Raw genomic sequence first — 769 nt, forward strand, 5'->3', positions numbered from 1 at the left:
GGACCGGTCCGGCCGCCCGGCCGCCGGTGGCCGTCGGTGTCCCGCCGAGGCGGGCCGGGAGCGCGGACGGGATCGCCGGGTGCCGGGGACGCGTCTTGCGGGCCCCCGGGCGGGAGCGCCGGAGGTTCCGGGGGGCTCACCCTGCCGGGCCTACCCCGGCAGGGTGAGCCCCCACGCCCCCTCCCGTACCACCCACGTCCGGGTCCGTACCGGTCCTCCCACCACCGCGTCCGCCCGGTACCGGAAATCCGCCCCGGACACGGTGACCGTCCGGGCCACCGCCTCCAGCGGCGCGGCCTCCGCGCCGACGGAGGCCGGCCGCACCTCGACCCTCGCACCGCCCCCGGCATCCCCCGGCGTGATCGACACGTCCGCCACGGGCTGGTCCAGGTCGACGAGGATCCGGCCGTCGACCTCGACCCGCAACCGGGCGGGCCCGGCAGCGGAGGGCGCCGCGCCGCGGGCGGGCCGCGACGCGAGCGTACGGACGAGGGACTGGCAGGTACGGAGCCAGTGAAGGTGGTGCTGCGCCCCGCCGCCCCCGCCGTCCCTACCGGCTCCGTCCCCACCGGCTCCGTACGCACCGGTTCCGTACGCACCGGTCCCGTCACGGCCTCCCGCGCCCCCGCCCGACGGCGGTATCCGCAGCGCCCCCAGCACCACCCCGTCACTGTCGTCCACCAGCAGGTCGAGCCGCCGCTCGGACCCGTCGAGCACGGCCCGCGCCGCCGCGACGGCCCCCGTCGGCACCCCCAGGGCCCGCGAGAGC

1 pseudogene is annotated in these 769 nt (G+C 79.6%); it reads right to left on the reverse strand.

Annotated features, from left to right (window positions below):
• Nucleotides 1-150: 150 nt before the first annotated feature.
• Nucleotides 151-769 (reverse strand): annotated as a pseudogene (locus tag HO151_RS01825) (diacylglycerol kinase); the annotation flags it as partial.

The sequence above is a fragment of the Streptomyces sp. 8P21H-1 genome (assembly GCF_013302945.1).